This is a genomic window from Streptomyces sp. AM6-12 (assembly GCF_044327085.1).
Taxonomy (GTDB): domain Bacteria; phylum Actinomycetota; class Actinomycetes; order Streptomycetales; family Streptomycetaceae; genus Streptomyces.
This window is the reverse complement of sequence record NZ_JBIQWN010000002.1, coordinates 74144-92713: the sequence shown is the minus strand read 5'-3', so window position 1 is coordinate 92713 and position 18570 is coordinate 74144. Positions and strand designations below refer to the sequence as shown.

At 71.7% G+C, this 18570-nt stretch carries 19 protein-coding genes; 16 read left to right on the top strand and 3 right to left on the bottom strand.

Going from position 1 to position 18570, the window contains the following annotated elements; genetic code table 11:
• Positions 1-85: 85 nt before the first annotated feature.
• Positions 86-661, bottom strand: a complete 576-nt coding sequence (locus tag ACE4Q9_RS28875) for a helix-turn-helix domain-containing protein (protein ID WP_397987442.1) — start codon at positions 659-661, stop codon at positions 86-88.
• A gap of 174 nt (positions 662-835) precedes the next feature.
• On the opposite strand from ACE4Q9_RS28875, the gene ACE4Q9_RS28870 reads away from it, so the two are divergent.
• From ACE4Q9_RS28870 to ACE4Q9_RS28840, 7 genes are all read left to right on the top strand, one after another.
• Positions 836-2374, top strand: a complete 1539-nt coding sequence (locus ACE4Q9_RS28870) for an ATP-dependent DNA ligase (protein WP_397987441.1) — start codon at positions 836-838, stop codon at positions 2372-2374.
• The gene (locus ACE4Q9_RS28865) at positions 2371-2844 is read left to right on the top strand and encodes an NUDIX domain-containing protein (RefSeq protein WP_397987440.1); all 474 of its coding nucleotides are present in this window, start codon (positions 2371-2373) and stop codon (positions 2842-2844) included. The genes ACE4Q9_RS28870 and ACE4Q9_RS28865 overlap by 4 nt, the downstream gene beginning before the upstream one ends.
• Positions 2845-2920: 76 nt before the next feature.
• Positions 2921-4306 carry an NADP-dependent succinic semialdehyde dehydrogenase gene (locus ACE4Q9_RS28860; protein ID WP_397987439.1) on the top strand — a complete coding sequence of 462 codons (1386 nt, stop codon included), beginning with the start codon at positions 2921-2923 and terminating at the stop codon, positions 4304-4306.
• A 26-nt stretch (positions 4307-4332) separates the two neighbouring features.
• Positions 4333-4566, top strand: a complete 234-nt coding sequence (locus ACE4Q9_RS28855) for a DUF6213 family protein (protein WP_397987438.1) — start codon at positions 4333-4335, stop codon at positions 4564-4566.
• Between the two features lie 740 nt (positions 4567-5306).
• Complete coding sequence (locus tag ACE4Q9_RS28850; protein ID WP_397987437.1) at positions 5307-6371, top strand: type III polyketide synthase; 1065 nt, start codon at positions 5307-5309, stop codon at positions 6369-6371.
• Entirely contained in the window at positions 6368-7591 is a 1224-nt protein-coding gene (locus ACE4Q9_RS28845) for a cytochrome P450 (RefSeq protein ID WP_397987436.1), read from the top strand. Before ACE4Q9_RS28850 ends, ACE4Q9_RS28845 begins: the two co-directional genes overlap by 4 nt.
• Before the next feature lie 7 nt (positions 7592-7598).
• Entirely contained in the window at positions 7599-8144 is a 546-nt protein-coding gene (locus ACE4Q9_RS28840) for a cupin domain-containing protein (protein ID WP_397987435.1), read from the top strand.
• 87 nt (positions 8145-8231) lie between these two features.
• On the opposite strand, the gene ACE4Q9_RS28835 is transcribed toward ACE4Q9_RS28840, so the two are convergent.
• Entirely contained in the window at positions 8232-9488 is a 1257-nt protein-coding gene (locus tag ACE4Q9_RS28835) for an acyl-CoA dehydrogenase family protein (RefSeq protein WP_397987434.1), read from the bottom strand.
• Between the two features lie 173 nt (positions 9489-9661).
• On the opposite strand from ACE4Q9_RS28835, the gene ACE4Q9_RS28830 reads away from it, so the two are divergent.
• Positions 9662-10306: a TetR family transcriptional regulator gene (locus ACE4Q9_RS28830; RefSeq protein ID WP_397987433.1), complete on the top strand. Its 645-nt coding sequence runs from the start codon at positions 9662-9664 to the stop codon at positions 10304-10306.
• 60 nt (positions 10307-10366) lie between these two features.
• Here ACE4Q9_RS28830 and def read toward each other — a convergent pair whose 3' ends face one another.
• Entirely contained in the window at positions 10367-10906 is a 540-nt protein-coding gene (gene def, locus ACE4Q9_RS28825) for a peptide deformylase (protein ID WP_397987432.1), read from the bottom strand.
• Between the two features lie 152 nt (positions 10907-11058).
• Here def and ACE4Q9_RS28820 point away from each other — a divergent pair, with 152 nt between their 5' ends.
• The 8 genes from ACE4Q9_RS28820 to rocD all read left to right on the top strand — a co-directional run bounded on the left by ACE4Q9_RS28820 (position 11059) and on the right by rocD (position 18466).
• Positions 11059-12297 (top strand): MurT ligase domain-containing protein, encoded by a 1239-nt coding sequence (locus ACE4Q9_RS28820; RefSeq protein WP_397987431.1) that lies wholly within the window; start codon positions 11059-11061, stop codon positions 12295-12297.
• Between the two features lie 21 nt (positions 12298-12318).
• Positions 12319-13047 (top strand): type 1 glutamine amidotransferase, encoded by a 729-nt coding sequence (locus ACE4Q9_RS28815; protein WP_070028154.1) that lies wholly within the window; start codon positions 12319-12321, stop codon positions 13045-13047.
• A gap of 293 nt (positions 13048-13340) precedes the next feature.
• Positions 13341-14366 carry a 6-phosphofructokinase gene (locus tag ACE4Q9_RS28810; protein WP_397987430.1) on the top strand — a complete coding sequence of 342 codons (1026 nt, stop codon included), beginning with the start codon at positions 13341-13343 and terminating at the stop codon, positions 14364-14366.
• A gap of 133 nt (positions 14367-14499) precedes the next feature.
• The gene (locus ACE4Q9_RS28805; RefSeq protein ID WP_397988246.1) at positions 14500-15450 is read left to right on the top strand and encodes a cytochrome c oxidase assembly protein; all 951 of its coding nucleotides are present in this window, start codon (positions 14500-14502) and stop codon (positions 15448-15450) included.
• A gap of 92 nt (positions 15451-15542) precedes the next feature.
• The gene (locus ACE4Q9_RS28800; protein WP_397987429.1) at positions 15543-15734 is read left to right on the top strand and encodes a hypothetical protein; all 192 of its coding nucleotides are present in this window, start codon (positions 15543-15545) and stop codon (positions 15732-15734) included.
• Positions 15735-15776: 42 nt separating this feature from the next.
• Positions 15777-16262 carry an Lrp/AsnC family transcriptional regulator gene (locus tag ACE4Q9_RS28795; RefSeq protein ID WP_397987428.1) on the top strand — a complete coding sequence of 162 codons (486 nt, stop codon included), beginning with the start codon at positions 15777-15779 and terminating at the stop codon, positions 16260-16262.
• Positions 16263-16439: 177 nt separating this feature from the next.
• Positions 16440-17249: a dimethylargininase gene (gene ddaH, locus ACE4Q9_RS28790; RefSeq protein WP_397987427.1), complete on the top strand. Its 810-nt coding sequence runs from the start codon at positions 16440-16442 to the stop codon at positions 17247-17249.
• Positions 17249-18466 carry an ornithine--oxo-acid transaminase gene (rocD, locus tag ACE4Q9_RS28785; protein ID WP_397987426.1) on the top strand — a complete coding sequence of 406 codons (1218 nt, stop codon included), beginning with the start codon at positions 17249-17251 and terminating at the stop codon, positions 18464-18466. The genes ddaH and rocD overlap by 1 nt, the downstream gene beginning before the upstream one ends.
• The last annotated feature ends 104 nt before the right edge of the window (positions 18467-18570 follow it).

Sequence of the window (18570 nt, the reverse complement as noted above, 5' to 3'; positions counted from 1 at the left end):
GGCCTCCACGCGACCGCATCGTCCGACCGGATCCGTCCGCATACTAAGCGGTCGCTTGCCCATCAGGGAACACCCCCCGGACGGCTCATGCGCGAGCGGCCGGGCGCGCCCGCACATGCATCCGCTCCCCCTGCGGCCCGAACAGGCTCAGGAATTCCACGGGGCCCTGCCCCGCCGACCCGAACCAGTGCGGCACACGGGTGTCGAACTCGGCCGCCTCGCCCGCCGACAGCACGACGTCGTGCTCGCCAAGCACCAGTCGCAGGCGGCCGGACAGCACGTACAGCCACTCGTACCCCTCGTGGGTGCGCGGCTCGGGTTCCCCGGCGCGCTTGGTTTCGAGCACCTTGTAGGCCTGGAGGCCGCCGGGCTGGCGGGTCAGCGGCCAGAACGTACGGCCGCCTCGCCGCAGCGGCTCGGCGCGCACGCGGGGGTCGCCGACGGGCGGCGCGCCGACGAGTTCGTCCAGCGGGACCTGGTGGGCCTGGGCGATCGGCAGCAGCAGCTCCAGGCTGGGCCTGCGCAGCCCGGACTCCAGCCGGGACAGCGTGCTCACGGAGATGCCGGTGGACTGGGACAGCGCCGCCAGGGTCACCTCCCGCTCCTTGCGGATCCGGCGCAGCCGGGGGCCCACCGCGGCCAGGACGTCTTCGGTGCTCATACGGCCATTGCAATTTCGGCACACCGAGTTGTCAATCCCGCAAACCGAAGGACCACTCCGACGGGTGCGGGGAACCGCGCGACCGGGCACGACGGGCCCGGCGACCGGCGGCGCGTCCCGTGGACCTCGCGCCCGCACCGCGCGCCGGGCGGAGCCCTGCGGCACCCTGAGGACATGTTGCTCAGTCGGCTCGCGGAGGTCTCGGGGGAGGTGGCGGCGACGGCGGCCCGGTCGCGGAAGGTCGCGTTGCTCGCCGAGTTGTTCAGGGAGGCGGACGCGGAGGACGTGCCGGTCGTGATCCCGTATCTCGCCGGGCGGCTGCCGCAGGGGCGGCTCGGCGTCGGCTGGAAGGTGCTGGGACAGCGGGTGCCGCCGACCGCCGAACCTACCCTCACCGTCCGCGAGGTCGACGCCGCCCTCACCGAGCTGGGCCGGGTGTCCGGGGCCGGTGCCCAGGCCGAGCGCGCCCGGCTCGTCGGCGCCCTGATGGGCGCGGCCACCGAGCCCGAGCAGCGCTTCCTGCTGGGCCTGCTCACCGGTGAGGTCCGCCAGGGCGCCCTGGACGCCGTCGCGGTGGAGGGCCTCGCGCGGGCGACCGGCGCGGCGGCGCAGGACGTACGCCGGGCGGTGATGCTGTCCGGCTCGCTCCAGACCGTCGCCCAGGCCCTGCTGGGCGAGGGACCCGACGCGCTCGAGCGGTTCCGGCTCACCGTCGGCCGGCCGGTGCTGCCGATGCTGGCGCACAGCGCGTCCTCCGTCGCCGAGGCCGTGGAGAAGCTGGGCGCGTGCGCGGTGGAGGAGAAGCTGGACGGCATCAGGGTGCAGGTGCACCGGGACGGCGAGACGGTCCGCGTGCACACCCGCACCCTGGACGACATCACCGCCCGGCTGCCCGAAGTGACGGCCGCCGCACTGGAGTTGACCGGCGACCGGTTCATCCTGGACGGCGAGGTGATCTCCTTCGACGCGGCCGGCCGGCCCCGGTCCTTCCAGGAGACCGCGGGCCGCGTCGGCTCCCGTACGGACGTGGCGCGGGCGGCCGAGGCGGTGCCCGTCTCCCCCGTCTTCTTCGACGTCCTCGCCGCCGGCGACCGGGATCTGCTCGACCTGCCCTTCGCCGAGCGGCACGCGGAGCTGGCCCGGCTGGTGCCCGAGCCGATGCGGGTACGGCGCACCCTGGCCGAGGGCCCCGCGGACATCCCAGCGGCGCAGCGCTTCCTCGCCGACACGCTGGCCCGCGGCCACGAGGGCGTGGTGGTGAAGTCGCTGGCCGCCCCCTACAGCGCGGGCCGGCGCGGCGCCGCCTGGCTCAAGGTCAAGCCGGTGCACACCCTCGACCTGGTGGTGCTGGCAGCCGAGTGGGGCCACGGCAGGCGCACCGGCAAGCTCTCCAACCTGCACCTCGGCGCCCGCGCCGCGGACGGCGGCTTCGCGATGCTCGGCAAGACCTTCAAGGGCATGACGGACGCGCTGCTCGCCTGGCAGACCGAGCGCCTCAAAGAACTGGCGGTCGATGACGACGGCTGGACGGTCCGGGTGCGACCCGAACTCGTCGTGGAGATCGCCTACGACGGCCTCCAGCGCTCCTCCCGCTATCCGGCCGGGGTCACCCTGCGCTTCGCCCGCGTGATCCGCTACCGCGCGGACAAGAGCCCCGCCGAGGCCGATACCGTGGAGGCCCTGCTCGCGGCCCACCCGGAGGTCACACCGTGACGGTGCGTACGACGAAGCGCAGCGCGGGACTGCTGGTGTACCGGCACACCGGCGACGGTCTCCAGGTGCTGCTCGGCCACATGGGCGGCCCGCTGTGGGCGAAGAAGGAGGCCGGCGCCTGGACCGTCCCCAAGGGCGAGTACGAGAGCGACGAGCCCCCGTGGGAGGCGGCCCGCCGGGAGTTCCGGGAGGAGCTGGGCCTCTCGCCACCCGACGGGGAGGCCGTACCGCTCGGCGAGGTCGTGCAGAGGAACGGCAAGGTCGTCACGGCCTGGGCGCTGCGCGGCGACCCGGACCTGTCCGGGTTCAGCCCCGGCACCTTCACCATGGAGTGGCCCCCGCGCTCGGGGCGGCAGGCGCGCTTCCCGGAGCTGGACCGGGTGGCCTGGCTCGGCCTGGCGCGGGCCCGCGAGGTGATCATCACGGCGCAGGCCGCGTTTCTCGACCGGCTGGCGGAGCACTCGGGCTGAACAGGCGACCTGGCGTTGCGCCCCGGCGGGCCGCGCGCGAAGGTCGAAGCACAGCCCGCTTCCAGGGAGGTCAGCCATGCCCATCGCGACGGTGAACCCGGCGAACGGCGAGACGCTCAAGACGTACGAGGCCATGGGCGAGGAGGAGCTGGAACGCCGGCTCCAGCTCGCCGAGGCCACGTTCCGCACGTACCGGACGACCCCGTTCGCCGAGCGCGCCCGGCTGCTGAACAGGGCCGCCGATCTGCTGGACGAGGACCAGCAGGAGATCGGCAGGGTCATGACGACCGAGATGGGCAAGCCGGTCAAGCAGGCCCGCGCCGAGGCCGCCAAGTGCGCCAAGGCCATGCGCTGGTACGCGGAGCACGCCGAGGCCCTGCTCGCCGACGAGGAGCCCGCCGAGGCGGACGTCCGTGACTCCGGGGCGACGCGGGTACGGGTCCGCTACCGGCCGCTGGGCCCCGTGCTCGCGGTGATGCCCTGGAACTTCCCGCTCTGGCAGGTGATCCGGTTCGCCGCGCCCGCGCTGATGGCGGGCAACGTGGGCCTGCTCAAGCACGCCTCCAACGTCCCGCAGACCGCCCTCTACCTGGAGGACCTGTTCCACCGGGCGGGCTTCACGGAGGGCTGTTTCCAGACGCTGCTGATCGGCTCCGCCGCGGTGGACGACATCCTGCGCGACGAGCGGGTCAAGGCGGCCACCCTCACCGGCAGCGAGCCCGCGGGCCGGGCGGTGGCCTCCACGGCCGGAGAGATGATCAAGAAGACGGTCCTGGAGCTGGGCGGCAGCGACCCGTTCGTGGTCATGCCCTCCGCCGACCTCGACCGGGCCGCCGAGGTCGCGGTGACCGCGCGCGTGCAGAACAACGGGCAGTCCTGCATCGCCGCCAAGCGGTTCATCGTGCACAGCGATGTCTACGACACGTTCGCCGAGCGGTTCGTCGCCGGGATGAAGGCACTCAAGGTCGGCGACCCGCTGGAGGAGGACACCGAGGTCGGGCCGCTCTCCAGCGAGCAGGGCCGCGCGGACCTGGAGGAGCTGGTCGACGACGCGCGGCGCGGCGGTGCCGAGGTGCTGTGCGGCGGCGTCCGCCCCGACGGGCCCGGCTGGTACTACCCGCCGACCGTGCTCGCCGGGATCACCCGCGAGATGCGCATCCACCGGGAGGAGGCGTTCGGCCCGGTCGCCACGCTGTACCGGGCCGACGACCTGGACGAGGCACTGCTCATCGCCAACGACTCCCCGTTCGGACTGAGTTCGAATGTGTGGACGCGCGAGGAGAGCGAAGTCGAGCGGTTCGCGCGGGACCTGGAGGCCGGGGCGGTGTACGTCAACGGGATGACCGCCTCCCATCCGGCGTTCCCCTTCGGCGGTGTGAAGCGCTCGGGGTACGGGCGTGAGCTGTCCGGGCACGGAATGCGGGAGTTCTGCAACATCACCACGGTTTGGCAGAGTGCGTGAGGTATGCGCGGCTACCATCTTCTTTTGTGAACCGCGAAGTGACTCTGCCTCTGATCGTCGACGACCACGGGACCCTTCAGGTGGCCGCCGCCGATGTGAGCAAGTTGTTGCGGACCGTGGGCGGACGCTGGCTGCGGCTGGTCGAGACCGGTGAACAGCGGCTGGACGAGGACACGGTGGCCGAGCTGACCATCGAACTCGCCAAACTGGCCGACCGTATCGACGTGGCGTGCATCGCGCACAGCAGCGGAGCGCCGTAGCCCGCGGCGGCGCGGCGAGCGCCGAAGCGGCCTCGCGCCGCGGGAGCGTGCCCGGCAACTCGCCCCGGAGCCGCTGCCCTTCGCGGCGCAGCGGAGCACGCCGATGGAACCGGAAGGTGCCCCGGTCCCACGGGCCGGGGTGCCCGGCGGGCGGCGCACCGAGGGGGCGCCGACAACGGTGCCGGCCCTCACGCCGCCCGTACTCAGGGCCACACCCTCGGCACCCCTCCCCGGACGGCCCGCCGCAGTGACGCAGCCGCCAGCGCTGACACCATCCAGCCGGCGGACACGCCGGCCACCCGCCGATCACCGACCGGGAAGCACCCTCGGCACCCCTCCCCGGGCGGGGAGCACCGGCGACCTGCGGCAGGTGGGCCGCCAAGGCGTAGGCCCCGCCGCCGAGCCCGGACGCGTCCGGAATACCGTCCGCCGGACCCGGCTCCACCCGGCCGCCGTGCCCCGTTCGGCGAGCGGCACGACACGGCCGGCCGCCGGGTCCGGGGCGAGGGCCCCGGCGGCCGTCCCCAGCAGGGCTTTCGCGGTAACGGTCGGCGTGAATTTTTCCCCCGTCCGGCGCCGGAAGTCCTCCTCCGAGACCGACCCGGCATCCCCGATTCGGAGTAACCCAGCGCGAGATCGTGGTCCTCACGGGTGACGGTGGGTGAAGCACCTCCTGAGGTGAACCACCTTCTGACCGGTGGGTGAAGGCCCTCCGGACACGCGGAAAGCAGGGACGGTTCATGGCGACTTTGTGCAGACCCTCGGTTTCGGTCCCGGAGCACGTGATCACGATGGAGGAGACGCTGGAGCTGGCGCGTTCCCGCCACGCGGACCACCCTCAACTGGCGCTGGCACTGAGGCTCATCGAGAACACCGGCGTGAAGACCCGGCACATCGTGCAGCCCATCGAGGAGACCCTCAAGCACCCCGGCTTCGAGGACCGCAACAAGCTCTACGAGGCCGAGGCGAAGGCCCGCGTCCCCGCGGTGATCCAGCGGGCGCTGGACGACGCCGAACTCCTCACCACCGACATCGACGTGATCATCTACGTGTCGTGCACGGGCTTCATGATGCCCTCGCTCACGGCCTGGCTGATCAACGAGATGGACTTCGACAGCACCACCCGTCAGCTGCCCATCGCCCAGCTGGGCTGCGCGGCCGGCGGCGCGGCGATCAACCGGGCCCACGACTTCTGCACGGCGTACCCGAACGCCAACGCGCTGATCGTGGCCTGCGAGTTCTGCTCGCTGTGCTACCAGCCCACCGACCTGGGCGTCGGCTCGCTGCTGTCCAACGGCCTGTTCGGCGACGGCATCGCCGCCGCCGTGGTGCGCGGACGCGGCGGCCGGGGCGTCAAGCTGGAGCGCAACGGCTCCTACCTGATCCCGAAGACCGAGGACTGGATCGCCTACGACGTCCGGGCCACCGGCTTCCACTTCCTGCTGGACAAGCGGGTGCCGACCACCATGGAGCCGCTCGCCCCGGCCCTCAAGGACCTGGCGGGCAACCACGGCTGGGACGCCACCGACCTGGACTTCTACATCATCCACGCCGGCGGCCCGCGCATCCTCGACGACCTCAGCAAGTTCCTGGAGGTCGAGCCGAACGCGTTCCGCTTCAGCCGCTCCACGCTCACCGAGTACGGCAACATCGCGAGCGCCGTCGTCCTGGACGCGCTGCGCCGGCTGTTCGACGAGGGCGGCGCCGAGGAGCAGGCGCGCGGACTGCTCGCGGGCTTCGGCCCCGGTATCACCGCCGAGATGACGGTCGGCCGCTGGACCGACGGCGACGGGGGCGGGCGATGACGGAGACCGAGGAGGCGACGCTCACCGAGGCCGTGCCGCCGGTCCGCCAGTGGCCGGCGCTCGACCTCACCGGAACCGACTTCGACCCGGTGCTCGCCGAGCTGATGCGCGAGGGCCCGGTCACCCGCATCCAGCTGCCCAACGGCGAGGGCTGGGCGTGGCTGGTCACCCGGTACGACGACGTGCGCATGGTGACCAACGACCCGCGCTTCGGCCGCGAGGCGGTCATGGACAAGCCGGTCACCCGGCTCGCCCCGCACTTCATACCGGACCGCGGCGCGGTCGGCTTCCTGGACCCGCCCGACCACACGCGGTTGCGCCGCTCGGTCACCGCGGCGTTCACCGCCAAGGGCGTGGAGCGGGTGCGCGAGAAGGCGCGCGGCATGCTGGACGAGCTGATCGACCAGCTCCTGGCGGACGGTCCGCCGGCCGATCTGACGGCGGCGATCCTCAGCCCGTTCCCCATCGCGGTGATCTGCGAGCTGATGGGCGTCCCGGCCGCCGACCGGCACGACATGCACGAGTGGACCCAGCTGATCCTGTCCTCCGCGCACGGCAAGCAGGTCAGCGAGCGGGCCAAGCGTGAGATGAGCGCGTACTTCTCGGGCCTCATCGGGGCGCGCGGGAGCGGCACGGGCGAGGACGTCACCTCGTTGCTGGGCGCCGCCGTGAGCCGGGGCGAGGTCACCCTGGAGGAGGCCGTCGGCCTCGCCGTCCTGCTCCAGATCGGCGGCGAGGCGGTCACCAACAACAGCGGGCAGATGTTCTATCTCCTGCTGACTCGCCCGGAGTTGGCCGAACGACTGCGCGCCGAACCGGAGATCCGGCCGCGGGCGATCGACGAGCTGCTGCGGTACATCCCGCACCGCAACGCGGTCGGCCTGTCCCGGATCGCCCTGGAGGACGTGGAGATCAGGGGCGTGCGCATCCGCGCGGGCGACGCGGTCTACGTGTCGTACCTGGCCGCGAACCGCGACCCGGAGGTCTTCCCCGACCCGGAGGAGATCGACTTCTCCCGCTGCCCCAACCCGCATGTGTCCTTCGGCTTCGGGCCGCACTACTGTCCGGGCGGGCAGCTCGCCCGGCTGGAGTCCGAGCTGCTGGTCGACGCGCTGCTGGACCGGATTCCGGGGCTGAAGCTGGCCGTACCGCCCGCGGAGGTGCCCTTCAAGAAGGGCGCGCTGATCCGCGGTCCCGAGGCCCTGCCCGTGATGTGGTGAGCCGGCGATGACGACGATCGAAGGGCTGACATCGGCATCGGTCGACGGGCTGCTCGTGCCGCCCGGACAGGGCCGGGTGGTGGAGACGCCCGCACAGCGGGTCACGTTCAAGGTCACCGGCACGCACTCGCGGATGGCCTCCACCTTCGAGGTGGAGGTCCCGCCGGGCTTCGACGTCGGCGCCCATGTGCACACCCGCAGCGAGGAGTTGTTCTACGTGCTGGAGGGCGAGCTGGACGTGCTCGCCTTCGAGCCTCGCATCCGTACCCCCGACAACTGGAAGAAGTGGGAGTCGAGTTCGGGCAACCGGGTGGTCCGGGCGACTCCGGGCACGGTCATCGTCGTACCCCCCGGCTGCCCGCACGCCTTCGCGAACCCGACGGACTCCCCCGCCAAGATGTTCTTCCAGGCGAGCCCGCCGCCCGACCACGAGCGCTATTTCGAGGAACTCCTCGAAATCCTCCGCGACGGCGGCCCGCCCGACCAGGAAGCCATCGAGGCGCTGCGCCTGAAGTACGACATCGAGCAGCTCACGCCTTTGCGGCACAGGTGAGTCGAGCGCCCCGCGAAGGGGCGCGGGGAACCGCGCGATCAGCCGCTGCCGGCGGCCAGCCGGGATCGCGCGGTTCCCCGCACGGCGCTACCGGATCGGCATTCCCGAAAGCGTCCGCGCGATGACGAGCCGCTGAATCTCGCTCGTCCCCTCGAAGATCGTGTAGATCGCCGCGTCGCGGTGCATCCGCTCCACCGGATACTCCCGCGTGTACCCGTTCCCGCCCAGGATCTGGATCGCCTGCGCGGTCACCTTCTTCGCGGTCTCGCTGGCGAACAGCTTCGACATCGAGCCCTCGGCGGCCGTGAACTTCTTGCCGCTGATGGCCATCCAGGACGCCCGCCACACCAGCAGCCGGGCCGCGTCGATCGCCGTGCGCATGTCGGCGAGCTGGAACGCGACACCCTGGTTGTCGATGATGGGCCGCCCGAACTGCTCGCGGGACCTGGCGTATTCGAGCGCGACCTCGTAAGCGGCCCGAGCGGTGCCCACGGCCATCGCGCCGACGGCCGGCCGGGACGCCTCGAACGTGGCCATCGCCGCGTTCTTCACCCTCCCCCAGCCTTCGGCCGGGGGTACCCCCACGCCGCCGGCGGCCTTCGCCTTCTCGCGGGCGCGCGCCAGCCGTTCGTCCAGTTTCTCCTTGCCGCCGAGCAGGCAGGAGCCGGGCACCCGCACGTCGTCGAGCACGACCTCGGCGGTGTGCGAGGCGCGGATGCCGTGCTTCTTGAACTTCTGCCCCTGCGCGAGGCCCTTGGTGCCCGGCGGAATGATGAAGGAGGCGTGTCCCTTGGAGCCCAGCTCCGGGTCGACGCTGGCGACGACGACATGGACGTTGGCGATGCCGCCGTTGGTCGCCCAGGTCTTCGTGCCGTTGATCACCCATTCGTCGCCGGCCTCGTCGTACACCGCGCGCGTGCGCATGGAGGCCACGTCGGAGCCGGCGTCGGGCTCGGAGGAGCAGAACGCGGCGACCTTGACATCGGTGGCGTCGCCGTACATCTGCGGGATCCAGGTGCCGATCTGCTCCTCGGTGCCGTTGGCGAGCACGCCCACCGCGGCCAGGCCGGTGCCCACGATGGACAGGGCTATCCCCGCGTCGCCCCAGAACAGCTCCTCCATGGCCATCGGGATGCCGAGGCCGGTGGGGTCGAAGTACTGCTGCGCGTAGAAGTCGAGGGAGTAGATGCCGACCTTCGCCGCCTCCTGGATGACCGGCCAGGGGGTCTCCTCGCGCTCGTCCCACTCGGCGGCCGCGGGCCGGATCACATCGGCGGCGAAGCCATGGAGCCAGTCCCGGACTTCCTTCTGCTCGTCGTTCAGCTCCATGGTGAACTCGGCCATGTCCCCTCCAGCGGCGGTACGATGTGTTACTTGCGGTAACCAGAGTCTGTTACTGACGGGTAGAAAAAGTCAACCTGCACTGACCTCTCGGTATCCCGTTCGATGTCAGCGGCCCGGTGAGTGCTAGTTTGCGCAGGCGTCACCGAATCAACACGGGTGGGGAGAGAGCACTCATGGACACCACACAGCGGACCGATCAGCAGCGGTCCGCCGACCGCCGCCGGCGCGAGCTGCTGGAGGCCGCCGACCGGGTGGTGCTCCGCGACGGCCCGCAGGCGTCGATGAACGCGATCGCCGCCGAGGCGGGGATCACCAAGCCCATCCTCTACCGGCACTTCGGCGACAAGGGCGGACTCTACGCCGCGCTCGCCAAGCGGCACACCGATGCCCTGCTCTCCTCCCTGCGCGCCGCGCTCGACGCCCCGGCGGACCGGCGCGAGCGGGTGGAGTCCACGCTGGACACCTATCTCGCCGCCATCGAGGCACGGCCCCAGGTGTACCGGTTCCTGATGCACCCCTCCGAGGGCAGCACCGGCGCCGACCAGGGCTTCGACGTCGGCAAGCACAGCGCCCCGCTGCTGCGGCGGATGGGCGAGGAGCTGGCCCAGGTCATCGAGGAGCGGGTGGACCTCGGCCCCGGCAGCCAGCAGCTCGCGCGGGTGTGGGGGCACGGCATCGTCGGGATGATGCACGCGGCCGGCGACTGGTGGCTCGGCGAACGCCCCTGCTCCCGCGCCGAGTTGGTGCGCTCCCTGGCCGACCTGCTGTGGGGGCGGCTCGCGGCCGCCGGGGACCGGGTGGGCGGACCGGGGTTCTGAGCCGCCGCCGGGACCCCGTCCACGGCCCCGCTCACGGCCTCGCCCACGGTCCCGTCCGGGTCACCGGCTCCAGGAGGCCCGCCCGATCCGCCGCTCCAGCCGGCGCCTGCGCCACCCCGTCAGCCGGTCCGCGTAGACCCGGCCCTCCAGGTGGTCGCACTCGTGCTGGAGGCAGCGCGCGAAGAAGCCCGTGCCGTGGACGGTGACGGGCTCACCGGCGACCGTGAAACCCTCGACCACCGCGTGGTCGTACCGCTCGGTGCCCGCCTCCAGGCCCGGCAGGGACAGGCAGCCCTCGGGGCCGCGCAGCACGATCCCGTCCGCCGCCACCAGATGCGGGTTCACCACATGTCCGAGATGCCGGACATCGTCGTCGTCCGGGCAGTCGTAGACGAACACCCGCAGCGGCACCCCGATCTGATTCGCGGCCAGGCCCACCCCGCGGGCCGCGTACATCGTGGCGAACAGGTCCTGCACGAGCGCCGCCAGTTCGGGGCCGAAGTCGGTGACGTCCCCGCAGCGTTCGCGCAGAGCGGGGTCGCCGAGCAGGGTGAGGGGCCGGACGCGCCCGTGGACGCCCGGAATGGAACCGTGTCGCATGGCGGCAAGGGTACGGTTCGTTCAGCTCATGCCCGTCGCAGTGGGTGCGGACCGGATTCGGGTGTGCGAATGGATCTCGATAGGCTGAGGGTTCACACCACGTTGCCGGATGGCCCCAGGCGCGGCGCGTACGCAAGGAGGATCGAGAACTGATGGCAGGCAACTCGGACCCGCTCACGCCGCGGGCCAAGCTGGCCGTGACCGCGGGCAAGGCGGTCGCGGCGGCATCGCGGGCCGCCGGACGGGGCAGCGGGTCGGTGATCGGGGGGAAGGTCGCGCTGCGGCTCGACCCCGACCTCCTGGCGCGGCTGGCCCAGAACCTGGATGTCGTGCTGGTGTCCGCCACCAACGGCAAGACCACCACCACCCGGCTCATCGCGGAGGCGCTGCGCGCCGCGGGCCCGGTCGTGTCGAACGCGCTCGGCGCCAACATGCCGGCCGGTATCACCTCCGCGCTGGCGGGCGGCTCGGACGCCAAGTTCGGCGTCATCGAGGTCGACGAGAAGTACCTGGCCGGGGTGGCCCGCGACACCGACCCGAAGTGCATCGCGCTGCTGAACCTCTCCCGCGACCAGCTCGACCGGGCCGCCGAGACCCGGATGCTCGCCGAGAACTGGCGCGAGGGCCTGGCCGGCTCCAAGGCGGTCGTCGTCGCCAACTGCGACGACCCGCTGGTGGTGTGGGCCGCCTCCTCGTCCCCGAACGTGGTCTGGGTCGCGGCCGGCCAGATGTGGAAGGACGACGCCTGGTCCTGCCCGTCCTGCGGCGGCGTGATGCAGCGCCCCGGCGACGACTGGTACTGCGGCGAGTGCGGCTTCCGCCGGCCCACGCCCAGCTGGGCGTTGTCCGGGGACCACGTCCTCGACCCGCACGGCTCCGCCTGGCCGATCCACCTCCAGCTGCCGGGCCGCGCCAACAAGGCGAACGCGGCCAGCTCCGCCGCCGTCGCCGCCGTCTTCGGGGTGCCGCCGCAGGTCGCCCTGGAGCGGATGTACCAGGTGCAGGCGGTGGCCGGCCGGTACGACGTCGTGCAGTTCCAGAACCGCGACCTGCGCCTGCTGCTGGCCAAGAACCCGGCCGGCTGGCTGGAGACCTTCTCGCTGATCGACCCGCCGCCCGCCCCGGTGATCCTTTCCGTGAACGCCCGCGGGGCCGACGGCACCGACACCTCCTGGCTGTGGGACGTCGACTACACCCGGCTCACCGGTCACCCGATCTTCGTGCTCGGCGACCGCAAGCTGGACCTCGCGGTGCGTCTGGAGGTCGCGAACCAGCACTTCCAGGTCTGTGAGAGCCTCGACCAGGCCGTCCAGCTGTGCCCGCCGGGCCGGATCGAGGTCATCGCGAACTACACCGCGTTCCAGGACCTGCGCCGCCGCGTCGGCAACTGATCTTCGAAGGGCGATCACCTCATGAGCGACAACCAACTGCGGCTGGTGTGGATCTACCCGGACCTGCTGAGCACCTACGGCGACCAGGGCAACGCCCTCGTCGTGGAGCGCCGGGCCCGGCAGCGCGGCCTGGACGTGGCCCGGCTCGACGTGCGCAGCGACCAGCCGATCCCGACCTCCGGCGACATCTACCTGATCGGCGGCGGCGAGGACCGTCCGCAGCGGCTCGCCGCCGAGCGGCTGCGCCGTGACGGGCACCTCCAGCGGGCCGTGCAGAACGGCGCCATCGTCTTCTCCGTCTGCGCCGGCTACCAGATCCTCGGCCACGAGTTCATCAACGACCTCGGCCAGCGCGAGCCGGGCCTCGGCCTGCTCGACGTGGTCTCGGTGCGCGGCGAAGGCGAGCGGTGCGTCGGCGACGTGCTCGCCGACATCGACCCGCAGCTCGGGCTGCCCCCGCTGACCGGCTTCGAGAACCACCAGGGCGTCACCCACCTCGGGCCGACCGCCCGCCCCTTCGCCCGGACCAAGATCGGCCGGGGCAACGGCACCGGGGACGGCACGGAGGGCGCGTACAACGGGACCGTCTTCGGCACGTACATGCACGGGCCGGTCCTCGCCCGCAACCCGCTCATCGCCGACCTGCTGCTGAAGCTGGCGCTCGACGTCAACGCGCTGCCGCCGATCGACGACCGCTGGTACGACGCCCTGCGCGAGGAGCGCATCGCGGCGGCCCAGCAGCCCGCCTAGGCACGGCACGCCGCCCCGGGATCCGGGGTTCGCACAGCCGCGCGCATACGGCTGCACGGGCCCCGGTCCGGCCGCGCGGGACCCGGCGTAAGCCGCGCGTCAGGGGCCGCTCAGCGCCTTCCGGCAGGATCATGGCGGGCCCGCCTGACGGCTCGTCCGCTCATCTGGGCGGGTGCGTCCAGCAGGCGGACGCCCACTGCGGAGCCACCCCCTCACGCCGGTAGGGTGACCGGGAATCCGCCGGACAACGTGGTCCGGTCTCCCGGCCCACGTTCGAGAAGGTAATTCGGGCTATGCGCATTGGTGTCCTCACGTCCGGCGGCGACTGCCCGGGTCTGAACGCCGTCATCCGGTCCGTCGTGCACCGTGCGGTCGCCGACCACGGCGACGAGGTCATCGGTTTCCGGGACGGCTGGAAGGGCCTCCTGGAGTGCGACTCCGTGAAGCTCGACCTCGACGCGGTGGGCGGCATCCTGGCCCGCGGCGGCACCATCCTCGGCTCCTCCCGCGTCCGCCCCGAGCACCTGCGCGACGGCGTCGAGCGGGCCAGGGGGCATGTCGCGGAGCTGGGTCTGGACGCGATCATCCCGATCGGCGGCGAGGGGACCCTGAAGGCGGCCCGGCTGCTGTCGGACAACGGGCTGCCCATCGTGGGCGTGCCCAAGACGATCGACAATGACATCGCTGTCACCGATGTCACCTTCGGCTTCGACACCGCCGTGACCGTGGCGACCGAGGCCCTGGACCGGCTGAAGACCACCGCCGAGTCCCACCAGCGGGTGCTGATCGTCGAGGTCATGGGCCGGCACACCGGCTGGATCGCCCTGCACTCCGGCATGGCGGCCGGCGCCCACGCCGTCGTCGTACCGGAACGGCCCTTCGACATCGAGGAGTTGACCCGCAAGGTCGGCGCGCGGTTCGCGGCGGGCAAGCGGTTCGCCATCGTGGTCGCCGCCGAGGGCGCCAAGCCCCGCGCCGGGTCCATGGAGTTCGACGAGGGCGGCACGGACGTCTACGGCCACGAGCGCTTCGCCGGCATCGCCCGTCAGCTCTCCGTCGAGCTGGAGCAGCGGCTCGGCAAGGAGGCCCGGCCGGTCATCCTCGGGCATGTGCAGCGCGGCGGCACGCCGACCGCCTACGACAGGGTGCTGGCCACCCGCTTCGGCTGGCACGCCGTGGAGGCGGTGCACCGGGGCGAGTTCGGGATGATGACGGCGCTGCGCGGCACCGACATCGTGATGGTGTCGCTGGCCAAGGCCGTGGAGACCCTGAAGACGGTCCCGGTGGAGCGGTACGACGAGGCGGAGTGCGTGCTCTAGTCCGCCTTTGGTCCGGTCCTGAACTACCCGCCCCCGGTCACCGGCATGATCGGGGGCGGTCCTACTCTTATGGGCGGACAGAAACGTACAACCCCCATGAATCAGGAGCCGCCGCATGGATCACATGGGACACATGGATCACAGCGGACACGGCATGGTGATGAATCTGCCGCCGTTCACGCTGGGGCGGGGGCTCGCCTTCTCGGCCGAGCCCTTCTTCCTGATCGCCTGCCTGCTCGGGCTCGGCCTGTACGCGTGGGGGGTCGTACGACTGCGCCGGCGCGGCGACGCGTGGCCGGTGGCCCGCACCTTCTCGTACGTCGTCGGTGTGCTCACCATCCTGCTGGTGATGTGCACCAAGCTGAACGACTACGGGATGGTCATGTTCAGCGTGCACATGGTGCAGCACATGATCATCAGCATGCTGTCGCCGATCCTGATCCTGCTCGGCGCCCCGGTCACCCTGGCGCTGCGCGCGCTGCCGACCGCGGCCCGCGGCCGCAAGGGCCCGCGTGAGCTGCTGCTGATGCTGCTGCACAGCCGGTACATGCGGGTCATCACCCACCCGCTGTTCACCATCCCGATGTTCATCGCGAGCCTGTACGTGCTCTACTTCACCCCGCTGTTCGACTTCCTGATGGGCTCGAAGACCGGGCACATCGCGATGATGGTGCACTTCCTCGCGGTCGGTGTCGTCTTCTTCTGGCCGATCATCGGCGTGGACCCGGGCCCGCACCGGCCGGGCCATCTGATGCGGATGCTGGAGCTGTTCGCGGGCATGCCGTTCCACGCCTTCTTCGGCATCGCGCTGATGATGGCGTCGACGCCGATGGTGACCACCTTCCTGCACCCGCCCGCCTCGCTCGGCGTCGACCCCCTCTCCGACCAGAACAGCGCCGGCGGCATCGCCTGGGCGTTCAGCGAGGTGCCGTCCGTACTGGTGCTGATCGCGCTGCTGTTCCAGTGGTACAGCTCCGAGCAGCGGCACGCCAAGCGCAAGGACCGGCAGGCGGACCGGGACGGCGACAAGGAGCTGGCGGACTACAACGCCTACCTGGCGTCGCTGAACACACGCCAGGGCTGAGCCCGGCCGCGCCCCGGAGCCGGGTCCGGGGTATCCCCTGCGGGCGGCCGGAGGGGCACCATGGTCGGACGGACCAGGAGGAGGGCCTCGCGATGACCGGTTCCACCCATGGCTCTGCGCACGGCCGCGCCCATGGCTCCCTCAAGGCGATGGGCGCGCTCACGGCCAGCACCTTCGTCGCCGTGACCGCCTACACGGTCGCGCTCGGCGGCGACGGCTGGCTGTGGTTCGGCTGGGTGGTGCTGGGACTGCTGACCCTCGCCATGGCCGTCACCCAGGCGTAGCCGCCCCGGCGTCCCGCTCGCCCGGCTGATTACATTGCCCGCATGAGCAGCAGGACCGCGTCCTTCGACGAACTCGACCGCAAGATCATCACCGCCCTGATGGCGAACGCCAGGAGCAGCTTCGCCGAGATCGGGGCGTCGATCGGGCTGTCCGCGACGGCGGTCAAGCGGCGCGTGGACCGGCTGCGCGAGACCGGGGTGATCACCGGGTTCACGGCGACGGTGGAGCCCTCCGCGCTCGGCTGGCGCACGGAGGCGTACGTCGAGGTCTACTGCGAGGGCGCGGCCCCGCCCCGGCGCCTCGCGGAGGTCGTCCGCAACCATCCGGAGATCACGGCGGCCATGACGGTGACCGGCGGCGCGGACGCGCTGCTGCACGTACGGGCCCGGGACGTGGACCACTTCGAGGAGGTGCTGGAGCGGATCCGCACGGTGCCCTTCATCCGGAAGACGATCAGCGTGATGGTGCTCTCCCATCTCCTGCCCGACAGCCCGGAGGCGGGTGCCACCCAGGCGGCCCCCGAATGACCCGGAGATGACCCGCGGACAATGATCGGGAGTATGCGCAGCAGGCCTGCGTGACCGAGCCGGACAACGCAGCGATAGTGCAGGTCCACGCAGCTTTCTGCGCTTGTCGCGCGTCCCCGTTCCTTCCTACCGTTGAGTCACCCATCAGTGACAGACGGAAACCGGAGGGAACCCTCTGTGTCCGAAAGCCGTGAATCGCGCCCCCGGCGCTTCCTCGTCTGTGAACCCAGACACTTCGCGGTGCAGTACGCGATCAACCCCTGGATGAACCCCGACCGGCCGGTTGACGTGGATCTGGCGCGCGAGCAGTGGCAGGAGCTGATCCGTACCTATCGCGCCCACGGGCATACCGTCGACGCCGTCGAGCCGGTCCCCGGCCTGCCGGACATGGTGTTCGCGGCCAACGCGGCGTGCGTGGTCGGCGGCCGGGTCTTCGGCTCCCTGTTCCACGCGCCGGAGCGGCGCCCCGAGTCGCTGCACTACGACACCTGGTTCAAGGCGGCGGGCTACACCGTCTACCGCCCCGAGTCGGTGTCCGAGGGCGAGGGCGACCTGGTGTGGACGGGCCGGTACATCCTGGCGGGCACCGGGTTCCGCACCACCCGTGAGGCGCACCGCGAGGCGCAGGAGTTCCTGGGGCACCCGGTGATCGGCCTGACACTGGTGGATCCGTACTTCTACCATCTGGACACGGCGCTGTTCGTGCTGGACGACGCCAATGTCTGCTACTACCCGGAGGCGTTCTCGCCGGGCAGCCGCGAGGTGCTGCGGCGGCTGTACCCCGACGCGGTGGAGGCCACCCGCGAGGACGCGATGAGCTGGGGCCTGAACTCGGTGTCCGACGGCCGGCAGGTGTTCATCGCGCCCCAGGCGGAGGCCCTGTCCGAGCGCCTCGCCGACCACGGTTACGTCCCCGTCCCCGTCGACCTGTCGGAGTTCCACAAGGCCGGCGGTGGCATCAAGTGCTGCACCCAGGAGATCCGCTGATGACCGCACCCGCGCGCACCCGTACGTCCGCCGACCTGATCCGCGCGGAGGAGCCGGTCCTGGCGCACAACTACCACCCGCTCCCGGTGGTCGTGGCACGGGCGGAGGGCACCTGGGTGGAGGACGTGGAGGGCCGCCGCTACCTGGACATGCTCTCCGGGTACTCGGCGCTGAACTTCGGCCACCGCCACCCGGCGCTGATCGAGGCCGCCCACCGCCAGCTGGACCAGCTCACCCTCACCTCGCGGGCGTTCCACAACGACCGGCTCGCCGAGTTCGCCGAACGGCTCGCGGCGCTGACCGGCCTGGACATGGTGCTGCCGATGAACACCGGCGCGGAGGCGGTGGAGAGCGGCATCAAGGTGGCCCGCAAGTGGGCCTACGACGTCAAGGGCGTCCCCGCCGGCCAGGCCACGATCGTGGTCGCGGCGGACAACTTCCACGGCCGTACGACGACGATCGTCAGCTTCTCCACCGACGAGACGGCACGGACGGGCTTCGGCCCCTTCACGCCGGGCTTCAAGGTCGTGCCGTACAACGACCTGGCCGCGCTGGAGGAGGCCGTCGACGAGCACACGGCGGCGGTGCTGATCGAGCCCGTCCAGGGCGAGGCCGGGGTGGTCATCCCGGACGACGGCTATCTGACGGGCGTGCGCGAGCTGACCCGGCGCAAGGGCTGTCTGTTCATCGCGGACGAGATCCAGTCGGGCCTCGGGCGCACGGGCCGCACGCTCGCCGTCGACCACGAGGACGTGGTGCCGGACATGCTGCTGCTCGGCAAGGCGCTCGGCGGCGGTATCGTGCCGGTGTCGGCGGTGGTGGCCCGGCGCGAGGTGCTGGGAGTGCTGCATCCGGGCGAGCACGGCTCGACGTTCGGCGGCAACCCGCTCGCGGCGGCGGTCGGCATCGCGGTGCTCGAACTGCTGGAGACCGGTGAGTTCCAGCGGCGGGCCGCCGAGCTGGGCGTGATCCTGCGGGACGGGCTGACCGAGCTGGTGGGCAAGGGCGTGCTGGGCTTCCGCGCCCGCGGTCTGTGGGCGGGCGTGGACATCGACCCGGCGATCGGCACCGGGCGCGAGATCAGCGAGCGCCTGATGCGGGAGGGGATCCTGGCGAAGGACACCCATGGCTCCACGATCCGCCTGGCACCGCCGCTGACGATCACGGCGGAGGAACTGCGGTCCGCCCTCGGGACGCTGGAGCGGGTGCTGGGCTGAGGACCGGGGCTGGGCTGGGAACCGGGGCTGGGCTGAGGGTCGCTCAGGGGCTCCTGAGGGGGTGGTCAGGGGGCTCTCCATCCGTGGGTGGAGAGCCCTCCATC